Here is a 15,851-nt window from a genome sequence, read left to right as displayed (position 1 = left end):
CAACATTCACTATGGATGTTGACTGATACAGCGCCTTCGCGAGCAAGCTCGCTCCCACATGGGCCGGACTTTGAGATTCAAACAGGGCGGGGTCTCCGGATGCCGCCCTTTTTTGTGCAAGAGCATTATGCAAAGCAGCAGCAACCTGTTTCCTGTCGCACTGATCAGCGCCGAGCGGCGCGGCGATCTGAGCGAAGACGTGTATCGATTGAAACCCGGCAACAGCCCGGACTGGTCCGTGGAGATCGCCGTGACCCGCCTGGGCATGGCCGATGACTCGGCCCCGCGCGGCGTGCCGGTGATCCTGTTGCACGGCAGCTTTTCCAATCGACGTTTCTGGTTCTCCCCCAAAGGCCTCGGGCTTGGCGCGTATCTGACGCGACTGGGCTTCGACGTGTGGATTCCGGAAATGCGCGGTCACGGCCTGTCCCAGCGCAATGAGGACTACCGACGCAACCGCGTTGCCGATTACGCGCGCTATGATCTGCCAGCGATTGCCGCGTTCGTTCGCGAGCAGAGCGGACAGATCCCGCACTGGATCGGCCACTCTCTGGGTGGCATCACTTTGGCGGCTGCACTCGGTGGCGAATACCTCGGCGAACCGGCAGTGGCCTCGGTGGCGTTTTTCGGTACGCAGGTCAGCCGTACCTATTGGCCACTGAAGATTCCACCGGTGGAGTGGGGCGGGCGCATTATTCTCAAGCGTTTCGCGCAATTGTCCGGCTCACGTCTCAAACGTGGCCCGGAAGATGAGCCGATCGGTCTGGCCATCGAAAGCATGCGCTGGTACGGCTTGTTCGGCCGCTTTGGCGACAAGGACAAGGATTGGTGGGCCGGGCTCGCCGAGGTTCAGGTGCCGGTGCTGGCCGTGACGGCCGCGGGCGATCATCAGGATCCGCCGTGGGCCTGCCGCAAGCTGTTCGAGCAGATCGGCTCGGAGTGCAAGCAGTTCATCAATCTGGGCCGTGAGCAAGGCTTCTCCGATAATTTCGGCCATGTCGAAATGCTGGTGAGCAAAGCGGCGCAGACGGAAGTGTGGCCGTTGGTGGCGCGCTGGTTGAACGATCAGCAGACGCCGTTGCTGGCTCAGACAGCGGGTATGGCCGCTGCGGTGTGAGGGGCGTTCCGTTAAGCCTGGCTTGCGGCTAAGATATGACGCATTGTGCGGTTCCGGTCATATTTCGTGGTGGTTTAGCGATAACGTTTCAGCTCAGGTTCAGCTTCGCTCAGCGACGATGGCATGGGCTAAGGTAAACAGCGACCGCTGGAACTCGTCTTATCAGCATGCGGCATCCTTGATCGTCTTCCTTGTTACAGGAGTTTTTCGATGGAACATTACCTTACGCCCGATCTGTGCGACGCCTACCCGGAGCTGGTGCAGGTGCTGGAACCGATGTTCAGCAATTTCGGCGGCCGTGATTCCTTCGGCGGCGAAATCGTGACCATCAAGTGCTTCGAAGACAACTCGCTGGTCAAGGAGCAGGCCGAACTCAACGGCAAAGGCAAAGTGCTCGTCGTTGATGGCGGCGGTTCGCTGCGCCGCGCTCTGCTGGGCGACATGATTGCCGCCAAGGCCGCGCAGAACGGTTGGGAAGGGCTGGTGATCTACGGTTGCATCCGTGATGTCGACGTCATCGCCCAGACCGATCTCGGCGTGCAGGCGCTGGCCAGCCACCCGATGAAAACCGACAAGCGCGGCATTGGCGATCTCAACGTCCCGGTGACATTCGCTGGCGTGACGTTTCACCCGGGCCAGTACATTTATGCGGACAACAACGGCGTGATCGTATCGCCGACTCCGCTGAAAATGCCTGAATAAGCTTTTCGACAAGGGATGCGGATGTTCGAGGAAGAAAACGCGCAATGGGGGCTGGTGCATGCCCTGGTGCTGGATGGCAAGGGCGGTGCGCGTTCGATAGGCCGGACTGAGCTCGACGATTTGCAACTGCAGGCCCATGAGAGCCTTTGGCTGCACTGGGATCGCAGCCATCCGCAGACGCAAACCTGGTTGCGCAGGTCCAGCGGGCTCAACGAATTCACCTGCGATCTGCTGCTGGAAGAAAATACCCGGCCGCGCCTGTTGCCGTTGCCCGATTCCGAGTTGCTGCTGTTCCTGCGCGGGGTCAATCTCAACCCCGGCGCCGAGCCGGAAGATATGGTCTCGGTACGGATTTTCGCCTCTGCGCAGCGGGTAATTTCCCTGCGTTTGCGCCCGTTGCGCGCCACCGATGAGCTGCTGGCGTTGCTCGGCGAGGGCAAAGGCCCGAAAACGTCCTCCGAATTGATGTTGTATCTGGCGCAGTTCCTCACGAATAAAGTGCAGGATCTGGTCACCTGCCTGTCGGAAGTGGTCGATGAAGAGGAAGAAAAACTCGACGCCGACGAACGGTATACCCCCGAGCATGGCGCCATTTTGCACATCCGCCGCAGAGCGGCCGGGCTGAAGCGTTTTCTCGCACCGCAGCGGGATATTTTCGGACAGCTGACGCGGATAAAACTGCCGTGGTTTGTCGAAGACGACGCCGACTACTGGAACGAGTTGAACAACAGCCTGACCCGTTATCTGGAAGAGCTTGAATTGACCCGAGAGCGCGTGGGGCTTGTGCTGGAGGCCGAAGACCGGCGCTTGAGCGTGCGCATGAATCGCACCATGTACCGCTTCGGCATCATCACCTGCATCTTTTTGCCGATGAGTTTCATCACCGGTCTGCTCGGTATCAATGTCGGCGGTATTCCGTTTGCCGAGAGCCCGTATGGTTTCCTGATTGCCTGCCTGACGGTGCTCGCCCTGGCGTTCGGCCAGTGGTGGTTGTTCCGCCGTTTGCGCTGGGTGTGAACATGGCGCATGTGACCCGAGCAAATCTGCCCGCGTCTTTCACAGACATCCCGAGAGGTGCGTATGCACGATCCGTTTGAACAGTCTTTGCGCGACATGCTCAACGCTTCGCCGTCCAGCCGCGACGACGATGCGTGCCTGGGCCGCGTACTCAAAACCGCCAACCGCCAGGTTGGCGCCGGTGATCTGTTCAGCCTGCTGGGCCGCTGGCTGCCCGCGCTGATGATCGCCCTGAACAATGGCTCGGCGCATGTCTCGCCGGTTTCCCGTCTTCGTAAAACCACTGCTCGCACTGCTGATAAGGCTGATTGAATATGGAACTTGATCTCTGGACTCAGAGCCTCGTCACTGCAATGACTGCGTTGTGGACCAAAGTCGCTAATTTCATTCCGAACCTGTTCGGCGCACTGGTTGTGCTGCTGCTGGGTTTCGTCGTGGCCAAACTGCTCGACACCTTGCTCTCGAAATTGCTCGCCAAACTGGGCCTCGATCGCCTGATGGGCGGCACCGGATTGACCAAATTGATGTCGCGCGCCGGGCTGCAGGTGCCAATTTCGACACTGATCGGTAAAATCGTCTACTGGTTCGTTCTGCTGATTTTTCTGGTTTCCGCGGCAGAATCCCTTGGCCTTGAGCGAGTTTCAGCTACGCTGGACATGCTGGCGTTGTATCTGCCGAAGGTTTTCGGCGCCGCACTGGTGTTGCTGGTCGGTGTCCTGCTCGCGCAATTGGCCAACGGACTGGTGCGCGGGGCGGCAGAAGGCGTAGGCCTGGACTACGCTTCCGGGCTGGGACGCATTGCTCAGGGACTGGTGATCATCATCAGCATCTCGGTTGCGATCAGTCAGCTCGAGGTCAAGACTGACCTGCTGAACCATGTCATTGTCATCGTATTGATTACCGTTGGTCTGGCAGTTGCGCTGGCCATGGGTTTGGGAAGCCGGGAAATTGCCGGTCAGATTCTTGCGGGAATCTATGTGCGTGAGCTGTACGAGGTTGGGCAACAAGTGCGTGTTGGCGAGGTCGAAGGCCAGATCGAAGAGATCGGCACGGTTAAAACCACATTGCTGACCGATGAGGGTGAGCTAGTCTCTCTCTCCAATCGGATCCTGCTGGAACAGCATGTGAGTAGCCGCTAAACCGGCAAACCCTGCTAATGTATGCCGCCGCAAAATGCCAGCCGAGGCTGGTTGTGGCGGACATTGACCTGACTGTCGGCACGACTTGTTTTGAATAAAGCCCAACCGCTATCCACGCGCTACGACCCCCGCGAGCTCTCTGATGAGGAGTTGGTCGCGCGCTCGCATACCGAGCTGTTTCACGTAACGCGCGCCTACGAAGAGTTGATGCGGCGTTACCAGCGAACATTATTTAACGTCTGCGCGAGATATCTTGGGAACGATCGCGACGCAGACGATGTCTGTCAGGAAGTGATGCTGAAGGTGCTGTACGGCCTGAAGAACTTCGAGGGGAAATCGAAGTTCAAAACCTGGCTTTACAGCATCACTTACAACGAATGCATCACGCAGTATCGGAAGGAACGGCGTAAGCGTCGCTTGATGGACGCTCTCAGTCTGGACCCTCTTGAAGAAGCGTCTGAAGAAAAGGCGCCGAAGCCGGAGGAGAAGGGTGGGCTTGATCGCTGGCTGGTGTATGTGAATCCGATTGACCGCGAAATTCTGGTGCTACGATTTGTCGCAGAGCTGGAGTTTCAGGAGATCGCAGACATCATGCACATGGGTTTGAGTGCGACAAAAATGCGTTACAAACGCGCTCTAGATAAATTGCGTGAGAAATTTGCAGGCATTGCTGAAACTTAGTTCAGCGCAAATATCTCTTACGTGTAGGCAAGTTCTGATAGACTTGCCGCCGAGTTGTCCCCCGGTTTGCGGGACTGCTTCACAATCACCAGATGGGGATTTAACGGATGAAACTGAAAAACACCTTGGGCTTGGCCATTGGTTCTCTGATTGCCGCCACTTCGTTCGGCGCTCTGGCACAAGGCCAAGGCGCAGTTGAAATCGAAGGCTTCGCTAAGAAAGAACAATTCGACAGCGCTCGTAACTTCAAGAACAACGGCAACCTGTTCGGCGGTTCGATCGGTTACTTCCTGACCGACGACGTTGAACTGCGTCTGGGCTACGACGAAGTGCACAACGTACGTGCCGACGATGGCAAGAACGTCAAAGGCGCTAACACCGCTCTGGACGCTCTGTACCACTTCAACAACCCAGGCGACATGATTCGTCCATACGTTTCGGCCGGTTTCTCTGACCAGAGCATCGACCAGAACGGTTCGAACGGTCGTAACCGTTCCACCTTCGCCAACGTTGGCGGCGGTGCCAAGCTGTACTTCACCGAGAACTTCTACGCCCGTGCCGGCGTTGAAGCTCAGTACAACATCGACCAGGGCGACACCGAGTGGGCTCCTAGCGTCGGTATCGGTGTGAACTTCGGTGGCGGCTCCAAACCAGCTGCTGCTCCAGTTCCAGCACCTGCTGAAGTCTGCTCCGACAGCGACAACGATGGCGTTTGCGACAACGTTGACAAGTGCCCGGACACCCCAGCCAACGTAACCGTTGACGCTGATGGCTGCCCAGCAGTTGCTGAAGTTGTTCGTGTTGAGCTGGACGTGAAATTCGACTTCGACAAGTCGGTAGTCAAGCCTAACAGCTACGGCGACATCAAAAACCTGGCTGACTTCATGAAGCAGTACCCATCCACCACCACTACTGTTGAAGGTCACACTGACTCCGTCGGTCCTGACGCTTACAACCAGAAACTGTCCGAGCGTCGTGCAAACGCCGTTAAGCAGGTTCTGACCAACCAGTACGGTGTTGAATCGTCCCGCGTTCAGTCTGTTGGCTACGGCGAATCCCGCCCAGTTGCTGACAACAAAACTGACGCTGGCCGCGCTGTAAACCGTCGCGTAGAAGCGCAGGTTGAAGCTCAAGCTAAGTAATTAGCTGCCGCTGATGGAAAAGCCCGGCTCAGGCCGGGCTTTTCTTTGTCTGCGATTTGGCTACGGAGCTTAAAGCGCTTGCACGTCGTACGCCGTGTAGGAGCTGCCGAAGGCTGCGATCTTTTGCTCTTGGGCAACAGCCGCCACCGCGCCAATCACCAGAATCGCCGGGCTCTTCAATTCAAACGCCGACGCATCCTCAGCCATCGCACTCAAATCACTGCGACATTCACGCTGATGCGCCAACGAGGCATTTTCGATCATTGCCACCGGCGTATCCGCCGCCATCCCTCCCGCCAACAGCTGGTCGCGAATCTCGCCCAGTTTGGCCACCCCCATATAGATCACCAGCGTCGTCCCGCCTTGCGCCAATGCCTTCCAGTTCAACTGGCTGTCATCCTGGGTGTGCGCGGTCACCAACGTCACCCCGCGCGCCACGCCCCGCAACGTCAGCGGAATATCACACTGTGTCGCCCCGGCCAGCCCAGCAGTGATGCCGTTGACCAGTTCCACTTCAACGCCACGCTCGCGCAACCACTGCGCTTCTTCACCACCGCGACCGAAAATGCACGGATCGCCACCCTTGAGGCGCACCACGCATTTGCCCTGGCGTGCGTAACGCAGCATCAGCCGATGAATGAATGCCTGCGGCGTCGAGCGGCAGCCGCCGCGTTTACCGACGGCAATGACCCGCGCATCGGGGCAGTGCTCCAGCACCGCGTCGTTGACCAGATCATCGATCATCACCACATCGGCTTCGCGCAACGCCCGCACTGCCTTGAGCGTCAGCAACTCCGGATCGCCAGGGCCTGCGCCCACCAGCCAGACTTTCGCATTCATGGTGTTGTCCTCATTGAATAACCGCGACCGGCCGCGCTTCGGCAGCCAGCAGACGCTTGATTTCCGGCACGCAGGAACCGCATTGGGTACCGCATCGGAGAGTTTTTTTCAGGCCTTGCAGATCCAGGCCCTGGCGAATGCCGGCGCAGACTGCGTTGAGGCTGACGTTTTCGCAATTGCACAGAGTCTTGTCGGTCGCGATGGCGCCGACAGCGCCCGGCGGTGCACTCATCGGCGCGAGCAGCCAGCGCCGCAGTTGCTGGTCGGCGCGGCCCTCCAGCCACAGGCTTTGCAACCAGTGTTGCGCAAGGGTTTCGCCGGCCAGGCGAATGGCGGTGATACGGCCATTTTCGATGCGCACCCGCTTGCCAATGGCGCGGCGCGGGTCGTCGTAGGCCAGAACCGGGCCATCCAGCAGGGATAGGCACTGGTCGATCTCGCCCAGCAACAGTGGATCGGGCGCCTCGGCGTGTGCCGCGCGTACCAGCAACGCCGGCCGCTCCCGACCGACAAGGCTGAGGCTGACGTAGGAAAACGCCTCGCACAGCGGTCGTAGCGTCTCGAACTGCCGTTGAACATCACCCTCGATCAGAGCGAACAGTTGCCATGGCAGGTTGACTGCCTCCAGGCGCACGCCGCTGTGCTTGAGCTCGGGTTGCTTGGACAGCGGATCGAATGCCGGCTGGGTCAGGTTGTTAACGCCACCCTTGAGATAACGGTCACCCCAATGCATCGGCAGAAATGCCTGGCCGGGTCGCACGCTGTCATCGCTGCCGACCGCAACAATCACAGCGCCACGACGGCTTTTCAGATTGACCAGATCGCCGGGCTGCAGGCGATGCCGGCGCATCTCGTCCGGGTGCAGGCTCAGCACGGCTTCGCTGACATGGCCGAACAGTTGCGCGGCGGTGCCGGTACGGCTCATGCCATGCCACTGGTCCCGCAGGCGACCGGTGATCAAGGTCAGCGGGAAGCGCGCGTCGCGTTGTTCCCTGGCGGCGCGATACGGATCGGCAATGAACTGCGCGCGGCCATTGGCTGTAGGAAAAATGCCGTCGCCGTACAAGCGTGGCGTGCCTTGGCGGGCGCCGACAGGGAAGGGCCATTGCTGCGGGCCGATCTCGTCGATCAACGCATGACTGATGCCGGAAAGGTCCAGGTCGCGGCCCTGGGTCAGCCATTTGAATTCATCAAACAACTGCGAAGGCTGATCGAAAGCGAACAGACTTGGCTGGCGAGGACGCAGACGTTTCTCCAGACGCTGTGCGAAATCCACCGTGATCGCCCAGTCCGGCCGCGCTTCGCCCGGTGCGACAACCGCTTTGCGTACGTGGGAAATGCGCCGTTCGGAATTGGTCACCGAACCTTCCTTTTCACCCCAACTTGCCGCTGGCAACAGCAGGTCGGCAAACGCAGCGGTTTCGGTGGTGCGAAAGGCTTCCTGCAACACCACAAAAGGACAGGCCTCAAGCGCTGCGCGAACCGCGTTCTGATCCGGCATCGATTGCGCCGGGTTGGTACAGGCAATCCACACTGCCTTGATCTTGCCGTTGCCCAGGTTTTCGAACAGTTCGATGGCGCTCAGGCCCGGCGCTTCGGGCAAGTTGTCCACACCCCAATACGCCGCCACCTCGGCGCGATGCTCTGGATTGGCGGCGTCGCGGTGGCCGGGCAGCAGATTGGACAGACTGCCGGTTTCCCGCCCACCCATGGCGTTTGGCTGACCAGTGAGTGAGAAAGGTCCTGCTCCCGGACGGCCGATTTGACCGGTGGCCAGGTGAAGGTTGATCAGCGCGCTGTTTTTCGCGCTGCCGGCGCTGGACTGGTTCAGGCCCATGCACCACAGCGACAAGAAGCTCGGCGCAGTGCCGACCCATTCCGCGCATTGCTGCAACTGCTCGATGCTGATGCCGCACAGCTGCGAAACCATCTGCGGGGTGTAGTCGCGGACCAGCGTTTTAAGTTCGCCGAGGCCTTCGGTGTGCGCCTTGATGAAATCGCGATCGACCCAGTCTTCCCACAGCAGCAGGTGCAAAATCCCATGGAACAAGGCGACATCGGTACCCGGAAGAATCGCCAGATGCAGGTCAGCCAAATCGCAGGTGTCAGTACGACGCGGGTCAATGACGATGACTTTCATCTGCGGGCGACGGGATTTGGCTTCCTCCAACCGGCGAAAAAGTACCGGATGGGCGTAGGCCATGTTACTGCCGACGATCATCACGCAGTCGCTGAGCTCCAGGTCTTCGTAACTGCATGGCGGTGCGTCAGCGCCGAGGCTGCGTTTGTAGCCGACCACCGCCGAGGACATGCACAGCCGCGAATTGCTGTCGATGTTGTTGGTGCCGACCAGCGCCCGCGCCAGCTTGTTGAAGGCGTAGTAGTCCTCGGTGAGCAACTGCCCGGAAATGTAGAACGCTACGCTGTCCGGGCCGTGTTCGGCGATGGTTTCGGCAAAGACGTTGGCGGCGTGCTCCAGTGCGCTGTCCCAGCCAGTACGGCTGCGCGCCAGGCCTTTGCCCAGACGCAGTTCCGGGTACAAGGCGCGGGCGGCGAGGTCGCCAGTCAGGTGCAGGGTCGAGCCTTTGCTGCACAGTTTGCCGAAGTTGGCCGGGTGCGCCGGATCGCCGCTGACGCCGAGGATGCGCTCGCCGTCATGCTCGATCAGTACGCCGCAGCCGACCCCGCAGTAACAGCAGGTCGAGGCGGTCGTCTGGCGGTTCACCAGACGGCGTCCCGCAGGGCCAGTTGCACCCGGCCATTCTCGACTCGCGCCGGATGGTGATGGGCGCAGCCGATGTCCGGCGCCTGGGCTTCGCCGGTTTCGAGGTCGATCTGCCAGTTGTGCAGCGGACAGGCCACGCGTTTGCCGTAAATCAGACCTTGCGACAGCGGCCCACCCTTGTGCGGGCAACGGTCATCGAGGGCGAAAACCTCATCGTCGCTTGTACGAAAAATCGCGATGTCTCCTTTCGGCCCGGCAATGATCCGCGAACCGAGGGCGTTGATCTCTTCCAGCGCGCAGATATCGAGCCAGTTCATGCCGGCACCTCCAGGTTTTTCACAGGGATCACGTCGAATTCTTTCTTCAGTTGCGGCTGCGCCAGACGTTCTTTCCACGGATCCTGTTCGAACGACAGGGAGAATTGCAGCCGCTCGTTCAGAGCCTTGCGCCGCTCGGCGTCTTCGAGCACGTTCTTCTTGATGTGCTCCATGCCGACCCGTTGCAGGTAGTGCACGGTGCGCTCGAGGTAAAAGGCTTCTTCGCGGTACAGCTGCAGGAATGCGCCGTTGTATTCGCGGACTTCTTCGGCGGTTTTCAGTTTGACGAAGAACTCGGCGACTTCGGTCTTGATCCCGCCGTTGCCACCGATGTACATCTCCCAGCCGGAGTCGACGCCGATAATTCCTACGTCCTTGATGCCCGCTTCCGAGCAGTTGCGTGGGCAACCGGATACCGCCAGCTTGACCTTGTGCGGCGACCACATGTTGAACAGGTCGTGCTCGAGCTCGATGCCCAGTTGCGTCGAGTTCTGTGTGCCGAAGCGGCAGAATTCGCTGCCGACGCAGGTTTTCACCGTGCGGATGGATTTGCCGTAGGCGTGGCCGGACGGCATGTCGAGGTCTTTCCACACGCCGGGCAGATCCTGTTTCTTGATCCCCAGCAAGTCGATGCGTTGACCGCCGGTGACCTTCACCATCGGCACGTTGTACTTGTCGGCCACATCGGCGATCCGGCGCAGTTCCGACGGGTTGGTCACGCCGCCCCACATGCGTGGCACCACCGAATAGGTGCCGTCCTTCTGGATGTTGGCGTGGGCACGTTCGTTGATCAGGCGCGATTGCGGATCGTCCTTGGCCTCGCCCGGCCAGGTTGAAATCAGGTAATAGTTGAGAGCAGGGCGGCACGTCGCGCAGCCGTTCGGCGTGCGCCAGTTGAGGTAGCCCATGGTCTCGGCGATGGTCAGCAGGTGTTCCTGGCGAATCGCCTGGCGAATCTGCCCGTGGTTGAGGTCGCTGCAACCGCAGATGGCTTTTTCGCTTTTCGGTTTGACGTCCGCCGCGCCCCCCACGGTATTGATGAGGATCTGCTCGACCAGGCCGGCGCAGGAACCGCAGGAGCTGGCAGCCTTGGTGTGTTTCTTCACCTCGTCGACGCTGAACAGGCCGTGTTCCTGGATCGCCTTGACGATGGTGCCCTTGCACACACCATTGCAGCCGCAGACTTCGGCGCTGTCGGCCATGACCATGGCTTTGTCCTGGCCCTGATGTCCTACGTCGCCCAGAGCGTTTTCGCCGAACATCAAATGATCGCGGATCTCGCCGATGGCGTGATTCTCACGAATCTGCCGGAAATACCAACCGCCATCTGCCGTATCGCCGTACAGACAGGCGCCGACCAGCACGTCATCCTTGATCACCAGTTTTTTGTACACGCCACCGATCGGGTCGGAGAGGGTGATGGTCTCGGTGCCTTCGCCGCCCATGAAGTCGCCGGCGGAAAACAGGTCGATACCGGTGACTTTCAATTTGGTTGAAGTCACCGAACCTTGATAGCGAGCGAAGCCGAGTTGAGCGAGGTGGTTGGCGCAGACCTTGGCCTGTTCGAACAGCGGCGCAACCAGGCCGTAGGCGATGCCGCGATGACTGGCGCATTCGCCGATCGCGTAGATGCGCGGGTCGTAGGTTTGCAGGGTGTCGTTGACCAGAATGCCGCGGTTGCACGGGATGCCGGCCTTTTCCGCCAGTTCGGTGTTGGGGCGGATGCCGGCGGCCATCACCACCAGATCGGCAGGAATGATGTCGCCGTTCTTGAACTGCACCGAGCCGACCCGGCCATTGCCGGCGTCGTGCAGGGCCTGGGTCTGTTCGCACAGGCGGAAATGCAGGCCCCGGGATTCCAGCGCCGATTGCAGCAGTTGGCCGCTGGTCTTGTCCAGTTGCCGCTCCAGCAGCCATTCACCGAGGTGCACCACGGTGACGTGCATGCCGCGCAGCATCAGGCCATTGGCCGCTTCGAGGCCGAGCAGACCGCCGCCGATGACCACGGCGTGCTTGTGAGTCCTGGCGGTGTCGATCATGGCCTGGGTGTCGGCGATGTCGCGATAACCGATCACGCCCTGCAAAGTGTTGCCGGGGATTGGCAGGATAAATGGGGTCGAGCCGGTGGCGATCAGCAGACGGTCGTACTCGGCTTCGGTGCCGTCCTCGGCGATCACCCGGCGTTTGACCCGGTCGATCTCCACGACTTTGCGGTTGAGCAGCAACTTGATGTTGTTTTCCAGGTACCAGTCGAGGTCGTTGAGCACGATTTCTTCGAAGGTCTGCTCGCCGGCCAGCACCGGCGACAGCAGAATGCGGTTGTAGTTGGTGTGCGGTTCGGCGCCGAAGACGGTGATGTCGTAGAGCTCGTCGCTCAGCTTGAGCAGTTCTTCCAGGGTACGGACCCCGGCCATGCCATTGCCGATCATCACCAGTTTGAGTTTTTTCATCAGGTTCTCCGGGAGCTGCGGCTGGCCTCTGGTGGGCCGTCGGGCCTTGCTCGACAAATTTTGCGCAAACAAAAAAAGGCGTCCCGCTAGTTGCCTAGCGAGGACGCCTTTGTCCTGGTCCCGTTCTCTCGGGAAGCGCAGCCTTCGTCGTTGAAGGTTGGGCTTTATGTATGGTGAGAAGGGTAATGCAGTGGTTGTGCCAACTTGATGTGGTGCCGTGATTACTGGGTTTTTTTCGGATTGAGAAAGTCTCGGTGCACTTTCGGGAGGCGTGTTGCGCTTTTTTGGAGCGCAGGATCAAAAGATCGCAGCCTTCGGCAGCTCCTACAGGTGTACGCAATCAATTGTAGGAGCTGCCGAAGGCTGCGATCTTTTCAGGGCTGATGAAACAACAAAACCAGCAGCACAACATTCCCGAGCAATGCCAGAAGCGCCATCGTCCTCCAGACCTTCAAGGGCTCTCGCTCCAACAAAGGCCGAGGCCGCACACTCAAACTACGCCGCTCTCCCTGTTCCAACACCAGCAGCCACTCTTCAGCGGTTTCAAAGCGTTGCTGCGGATCGGCTGCGACGCCGCGTTCCAGACTCTGCGCCAGCCATTCCGGCAGATCAGGCCGATAGCGACTGGCGCTGACCGGCAGACCAAAGCGCGGGCGCTGAAACGCTTCGATTTCGCCATAGGGATAATGCCCGGTCAGCAGGAAATACAGGGTCACGCCGACCGCATACAAATCCTGCTGTGCACTGGGTGGATCACCGCGAAACGCTTCTGGCGCGATGTAGCTCGGGGTTCCGGGCAATGTTGACGGCGCGTCTTCGGACAGCCCCGGGCAATAAGCCAGACCGAAATCCAGCAGGCGCAGCTCGCCGTCGTCGCCCCAATGCAGGTTTTCCGGTTTGATGTCCCGGTGCAGGATCTGCCGCCGATGCAGCAGGCCAACCGCACGCAGCAGGCGTTCGGCGATGTCCTGCCATTGCGCCAAGGGTAAAAGCCCGAGCTGTGCCAGAGTCTTGCCGGAATATTCCCGCATCACGTAGTACAAATGCTGACGCTGGCTGCATGGGTGGACTTCAGGAAAATGCCGCCCGGCCACACGTTTGAGGAACCATTCCTCGGACAGCAGCGCTTGCCCGGCGTAGGAACCGTCAGCCGAACGCGTGGGCAGGGTCTTCAGTAGCCACGTCTGACCTTGTCCATCAAGCACCCGATACAGCAGCGATTGCTGGCTCTGAGCGACAACGTCCAGCACTTGCCAGCCTTCGAACGACTGACCGGGTTTCAACGGCGGCGGCAGGGGCCATTGCTGCAGATGAATCAGCACATCGCCGATACTGGCCTCACCCAAAGCATCCACCCGCACCAGCACAGCACTGGCGTTGTCCTGACTCCCCGCCAGATGCGCGGCGTTGACCAGGGTTTGCGCTGCGCTGTGCAGATCCGGCTGATCACGCAGAACCGCCGCGATCTCGGTATCGCCCAAGGTCGACCAGACACCGTCGCTGAGCAGGACGAAGCTTTCGCCCTCCCGCAGTTCGCCGTCGAGGAAGTCCAGCACCAGATGCTGATCGAGCCCGAGCGCACGTTTGAGCACATGCTGCATGCCCGGTTGCTCCCAGACGTGATCTTCGCTGATGCGCTGCAACCGGTCGGCATGCCAGCGATAGACCCGGCAATCGCCGACATGGGCGAGGGTGAAGCGCCGACCGCGCATCACCAGCGCGCTGACCGTGGTCAGCAGCGGTTGCCCGCCGCCGTTGGCCTGCAGCCAGCGGTTTTGTGCGAGCAGCAGGCGATCCAGCGCCTGGGCCACGCTCCAGGTTTCCGGCGTGGCGTAGTAGTCCAACGCCAGTGCCTGCAAGGTCGAACGCGCGGCGAGGCCGCCATCGGCGCATTGACTGACGCCGTCGGCGATGGCGAACAGAAAACCCTTGCTTACCGCCAATGCCGGCGCGGGTGTCACCGAACGCAGGGCGTCCTGATTCTCCGCGCGCGGGCCAGTGGCGCTGGCTTCGGCGAAACTCAGTTGCAGGGCCATCGACGCCTCAGACCCGTGCCGCCGTTACTGCCGCCGACCCCCAGGTGGTTCTCCAGCGACGCTTGACGCCGTGCAGGCCAAACCACGCCATTACACCGAGGCTGGCGAACAACCACAGCGCCAGTTGATAGCTGCCGGTGCTTTGCTTGATCGCGCCCATGCCGGCCGCCAGGGCAAAGCCGCCGATACCGCCGGCCATGCCGATCAGCCCGGTCATCACGCCGATCTCCAGACGAAAGCGCTGCGGCACCAGTTGGAAAACCGCACCGTTGCCTGCGCCCAAACCGAGCATGGTGCAGACGAAAAGCGCCAGCGCCGCGTAGGAACTTGGCAGGTTGAAGCCGACGGCGGCGATGCAGATGGCGGCAACGGTATACATCGCCAGCAAGGTGCGGATGCCACCGAAGCGATCGGCCAGCGCACCACCCAGCGGCCGCATCAGGCTGCCGCCGAACACGCAGGCAGCGGTGTAATAGCCGGCGGTCACCGGGCTCAGACCGTATTGATCGTTGAAGTAACCGGGCAGGGCGCTGGCCAGGCCGATGAAGCCGCCGAAGGTGACGCTGTAGAAAAACATGAACCACCAGCTGTCGCGATCACCGAGGGCCTTGAAGTAATCGGCCATGGCTTTCGGTTTTGGCCGCTGGGGAGCGTTTTTTGCCAACCAGGCGAACAGCACCAGAGTCAGGACCAGCGGGATCAGGGCAAATCCGAAAACGTTGCTCCAGCCGAACGCTGCGGCAATCACTGGCGCCAGCAGCGCGGCGAACACAGTGCCGGAGTTGCCGGCGCCGGCGATGCCCATGGCTTTGCCCTGATGTTCTGGCGGGTACCATTGCGAGGCCAGGGGCAGGGCGACGGCGAACGACGCGCCGGCCATGCCGAGGAACAGGCCGAGGATCAGCGCCTGTTCATAACTGTGGATACCCAGTTTCCACGCGCCGAACAGTGCGCAGATGACGATGCCCTGACCGATCAGCCCGGCGGTCTTCGGCGACAGGCGATCGGCGAGCATGCCCATGGCAAAGCGCAACACCGCACCAGCGAGAATCGGCGTGGCGACGACGAGGCCGCGTTGCTGGGTGGTCAGGTGCAGGTCGGCGGCGATCTGCACCGCCAGCGGGCCGAGCAGGTACCAGACCATGAAGCTCAGGTCGAAATACAGGAAGGCCGCGAACAGGGTCGGGGTATGGCCGGATTTCCAGAAGCTTGAATTCATCGCGCACCTCGGCTGAAAAGAGTCTCGAAAGGAGTCATGCACAGCAGGTGGAGCGCCTCACGGCCGCACCACCGGCCCCGTTCTCTGGGGCCAAAACGCAAAAACGCCGCTACCTGATTCGCCGGAGGCGAACGGGGTGAGCGACGTCTTTGTCGTAGGTGGGGCAACCGCCGTTGGTTACCTGTGCGGATTACATAGCGAGATTTGTGCCAACAGCTGAAAAGCAAAAGCCCCTCACCCTAGCCCTCTCCCAGAGGGAGAGGGGACTGACCGAGGTGTCTGACGTCAAACATCGACCTGAACGACCGAGTCGATTATGGATTCACTGCAGAAATCACTGCTTGGCGTACTTCGAGAGCATCCCCCGATCGGTCCCCTCTCCCTCCGGGAGTGTATGTACCGGAGACATGGTGGACACATGTTCGGAGACATGGTGGACGGTTTTAGATCTTCTTACCTGCCGTCA

At 60.4% G+C, this 15,851-nt stretch carries 13 protein-coding genes; 7 read left to right on the top strand and 6 right to left on the bottom strand.

Going from position 1 to position 15,851, the window contains the following annotated elements; genetic code table 11:
• Positions 1 to 127: 127 nt before the first annotated feature.
• The 7 genes from AC0Z4S_RS25950 to AC0Z4S_RS25920 all read left to right on the top strand — a co-directional run bounded on the left by AC0Z4S_RS25950 (position 128) and on the right by AC0Z4S_RS25920 (position 5,798).
• Entirely contained in the window at positions 128 to 1,117 is a 990-nt protein-coding gene (locus tag AC0Z4S_RS25950; protein WP_485625054.1) for an alpha/beta fold hydrolase, read from the top strand.
• A gap of 210 nt (positions 1,118 to 1,327) precedes the next feature.
• Positions 1,328 to 1,819 carry a ribonuclease E activity regulator RraA gene (gene rraA / locus AC0Z4S_RS25945; RefSeq protein WP_039762996.1) on the top strand — a complete coding sequence of 164 codons (492 nt, stop codon included), beginning with the start codon at positions 1,328 to 1,330 and terminating at the stop codon, positions 1,817 to 1,819.
• A gap of 21 nt (positions 1,820 to 1,840) precedes the next feature.
• Positions 1,841 to 2,836, top strand: a complete 996-nt coding sequence (locus AC0Z4S_RS25940) for a zinc transporter ZntB (RefSeq protein ID WP_485625053.1) — start codon at positions 1,841 to 1,843, stop codon at positions 2,834 to 2,836.
• Between the two features lie 63 nt (positions 2,837 to 2,899).
• Positions 2,900 to 3,148 carry a hypothetical protein gene (locus AC0Z4S_RS25935; protein ID WP_003223293.1) on the top strand — a complete coding sequence of 83 codons (249 nt, stop codon included), beginning with the start codon at positions 2,900 to 2,902 and terminating at the stop codon, positions 3,146 to 3,148.
• 2 nt (positions 3,149 to 3,150) lie between these two features.
• Positions 3,151 to 3,975 carry a mechanosensitive ion channel family protein gene (locus AC0Z4S_RS25930; protein WP_016773831.1) on the top strand — a complete coding sequence of 275 codons (825 nt, stop codon included), beginning with the start codon at positions 3,151 to 3,153 and terminating at the stop codon, positions 3,973 to 3,975.
• Positions 3,976 to 4,065: 90 nt separating this feature from the next.
• Positions 4,066 to 4,656 (top strand): RNA polymerase sigma factor SigX, encoded by a 591-nt coding sequence (gene sigX / locus AC0Z4S_RS25925; protein WP_016773832.1) that lies wholly within the window; start codon positions 4,066 to 4,068, stop codon positions 4,654 to 4,656.
• 107 nt (positions 4,657 to 4,763) lie between these two features.
• Entirely contained in the window at positions 4,764 to 5,798 is a 1,035-nt protein-coding gene (locus AC0Z4S_RS25920) for an OmpA family protein (protein ID WP_016773833.1), read from the top strand.
• 69 nt (positions 5,799 to 5,867) lie between these two features.
• Here AC0Z4S_RS25920 and cobA read toward each other — a convergent pair whose 3' ends face one another.
• From cobA to AC0Z4S_RS25890, 6 genes are all read right to left on the bottom strand, one after another.
• Complete coding sequence (gene cobA, locus AC0Z4S_RS25915; RefSeq protein WP_485625052.1) at positions 5,868 to 6,638, bottom strand: uroporphyrinogen-III C-methyltransferase; 771 nt, start codon at positions 6,636 to 6,638, stop codon at positions 5,868 to 5,870.
• A 10-nt stretch (positions 6,639 to 6,648) separates the two neighbouring features.
• On the bottom strand, positions 6,649 to 9,363 hold the full coding sequence (locus tag AC0Z4S_RS25910) for a nitrate reductase (protein ID WP_485625051.1): 2,715 nt from the start codon (positions 9,361 to 9,363) through the stop codon (positions 6,649 to 6,651).
• Complete coding sequence (gene nirD / locus AC0Z4S_RS25905) at positions 9,360 to 9,680, bottom strand: nitrite reductase small subunit NirD (RefSeq protein WP_485625050.1); 321 nt, start codon at positions 9,678 to 9,680, stop codon at positions 9,360 to 9,362. The genes AC0Z4S_RS25910 and nirD overlap by 4 nt, the downstream gene beginning before the upstream one ends.
• Positions 9,677 to 12,130 carry a nitrite reductase large subunit NirB gene (nirB, locus tag AC0Z4S_RS25900; RefSeq protein WP_485625049.1) on the bottom strand — a complete coding sequence of 818 codons (2,454 nt, stop codon included), beginning with the start codon at positions 12,128 to 12,130 and terminating at the stop codon, positions 9,677 to 9,679. Before nirB ends, nirD begins: the two co-directional genes overlap by 4 nt.
• 374 nt (positions 12,131 to 12,504) lie before the next feature.
• Positions 12,505 to 14,166 carry a bifunctional protein-serine/threonine kinase/phosphatase gene (locus AC0Z4S_RS25895; RefSeq protein WP_485625048.1) on the bottom strand — a complete coding sequence of 554 codons (1,662 nt, stop codon included), beginning with the start codon at positions 14,164 to 14,166 and terminating at the stop codon, positions 12,505 to 12,507.
• 7 nt (positions 14,167 to 14,173) lie between these two features.
• Positions 14,174 to 15,385: a nitrate/nitrite transporter gene (locus AC0Z4S_RS25890; RefSeq protein ID WP_485625047.1), complete on the bottom strand. Its 1,212-nt coding sequence runs from the start codon at positions 15,383 to 15,385 to the stop codon at positions 14,174 to 14,176.
• Between the last annotated feature and the right edge of the window lie 466 nt (positions 15,386 to 15,851).

This window comes from Pseudomonas sp. 1L-B-1-E-C1 (assembly GCF_057291835.1).
The sequence above is the reverse complement of the archived record's forward strand: the minus strand, read 5'-3'. Positions and strand labels throughout refer to the sequence as shown.

Excerpts from the sequence above, each read along its gene's own strand:
- AC0Z4S_RS25930 (WP_016773831.1), top strand. The coding sequence starts at position 3,151 with ATGGAACTTGATCTCTGGACTCAGAGCCTCGTCACTGCAATGACTGCG.
- AC0Z4S_RS25920 (WP_016773833.1), top strand. The coding sequence starts at position 4,764 with ATGAAACTGAAAAACACCTTGGGCTTGGCCATTGGTTCTCTGATTGCC.
- AC0Z4S_RS25950 (WP_485625054.1), top strand. The coding sequence starts at position 128 with ATGCAAAGCAGCAGCAACCTGTTTCCTGTCGCACTGATCAGCGCCGAG.
- nirD (WP_485625050.1), bottom strand. The coding sequence starts at position 9,680 with ATGAACTGGCTCGATATCTGCGCGCTGGAAGAGATCAACGCCCTCGGT.
- AC0Z4S_RS25890 (WP_485625047.1), bottom strand. The coding sequence starts at position 15,385 with ATGAATTCAAGCTTCTGGAAATCCGGCCATACCCCGACCCTGTTCGCG.
- nirB (WP_485625049.1), bottom strand. The coding sequence starts at position 12,130 with ATGAAAAAACTCAAACTGGTGATGATCGGCAATGGCATGGCCGGGGTC.
- rraA (WP_039762996.1), top strand. The coding sequence starts at position 1,328 with ATGGAACATTACCTTACGCCCGATCTGTGCGACGCCTACCCGGAGCTG.
- cobA (WP_485625052.1), bottom strand. The coding sequence starts at position 6,638 with ATGAATGCGAAAGTCTGGCTGGTGGGCGCAGGCCCTGGCGATCCGGAG.
- AC0Z4S_RS25940 (WP_485625053.1), top strand. The coding sequence starts at position 1,841 with ATGTTCGAGGAAGAAAACGCGCAATGGGGGCTGGTGCATGCCCTGGTG.
- AC0Z4S_RS25935 (WP_003223293.1), top strand. The coding sequence starts at position 2,900 with ATGCACGATCCGTTTGAACAGTCTTTGCGCGACATGCTCAACGCTTCG.
- AC0Z4S_RS25895 (WP_485625048.1), bottom strand. The coding sequence starts at position 14,166 with ATGGCCCTGCAACTGAGTTTCGCCGAAGCCAGCGCCACTGGCCCGCGC.